We start from the raw sequence: 1,169 nt of genomic DNA on the forward strand, positions 1-1,169 counted from the left end.
GCGCATCACGCGCTCGGGCTTCTGAGTTGGATGCCATCTGCCGCCGTCCTGCATGGACGCCATCCCGTTGTTGCATTGCGTGATTTTCTTGACCGCCGCGCCGGGAATGTTCGTCCATGCGATCTCACCGTCCGAATAGGACGGCATGGAGTTCAGTTTATCCCAGAATAGCCAACGGCCACCGCGCGGCAGGACATCAGCGAAGTAGTTTCCACCCCAAACGATAGCTGCCTTACCAGTGGTCACCACTGCCGCGAGAAGCGCGCCATCAGGACGATCGCCGTCCCACCCCCCGTCGTACTGCTTGGGCCGCCGCACGTAGCGCCCAGAGGCGTCTGTGCCGCCCACAGATGCGCCCTTGTCAGCCCCAATCCCATACGGCGGATCAGTCACCACCGCATCGACCTTGCCGAGCGTTGGCAAGATATCCCGGCAATCGCCTAGGTAGAGCGTGGCGCGGCCTATGGTGACGGGCTCCATCATCACTGCCCCCTAATACGGTCAGCCTCGGCGATGATGGCCGAGTAGCGGGCAACGACGGGGCGGGCTTTGTCGGCAACGCGGAGCGTCTCGATATGGTCGCGCTTTCCGTCGCGCATTGCTCCGGTGTGTTCGGCCGTCAGGGCTGCGGCGTCGGCGATGATCTCGAAATCGAGCGCAGCGTCGAAGCCGATGGGCACAACCTGCAAGCCATAGAGTGCCAAAACTTCCGCCAGCGCCGTCGGATCGGCGGCAAGGCTATTCAGCAGGTTCTCGGCATCGGGCAGGGAAGGCCCAGCAATGCCGCGCGCGATCGTCTTGGTGTCGACCTCCATACGATCGGCAAAGGTGCCGCGACCGATATCATTCGATACCCGGCCCCAAGCGGCGCCAAGGGCAGCGGACAGACGTGCCTTCGAAACGATCTTATTCGGACAGACTTGGTTGTCAGGCATCGGCTAACCCCAAAGAATGGAAGGACGAAACATCGAACGGCGCCGCGAAAGGGCGAGGAATGGTCCGCGCGCGGTCGGCTGCCGTTTGGGAAAACACGACGTTGACGAGCTTCGCGGGATGATGAGGTGCCCCCAGACGGCCCGCGTTGACGCCCGAAAAATCAGACGCAGCTCGCCCTTCGCAGCCGCCGTCGCTGTCGGCTGTGGAAAGTCCGGTGGGGGTGTTCAGGAAAC

2 protein-coding genes and 1 pseudogene are annotated in these 1,169 nt (G+C 62.8%); all 3 read right to left on the reverse strand.

The genetic code is table 11. The annotated features are described in order from the left end of the window. Positions 1-483 (reverse strand): annotated as a pseudogene (locus JHC57_RS21805) (hypothetical protein); the annotation flags it as partial. Beyond that, positions 483-815 carry a hypothetical protein gene (locus JHC57_RS21810; RefSeq protein WP_294032671.1) on the reverse strand — a complete coding sequence of 111 codons (333 nt, stop codon included), beginning with the start codon at positions 813-815 and terminating at the stop codon, positions 483-485. The pseudogene JHC57_RS21805 and the gene JHC57_RS21810, both read right to left, overlap by 1 nt. A gap of 112 nt (positions 816-927) precedes the next feature. After that, positions 928-1,169: hypothetical protein (locus JHC57_RS21815; protein WP_294032672.1), on the reverse strand; the 242-nt coding region annotated here is incomplete at its 5' end.

The organism is Sphingopyxis sp., from assembly GCF_016463645.1.
Classification (GTDB): Bacteria; Pseudomonadota; Alphaproteobacteria; order Sphingomonadales; family Sphingomonadaceae; genus Sphingopyxis.

Coding starts and splice junctions, on each gene's coding strand:
- JHC57_RS21810 (WP_294032671.1), bottom strand. CDS start 815: ATGGAGGTCGACACCAAGACGATCGCGCGCGGCATTGCTGGGCCTTCC.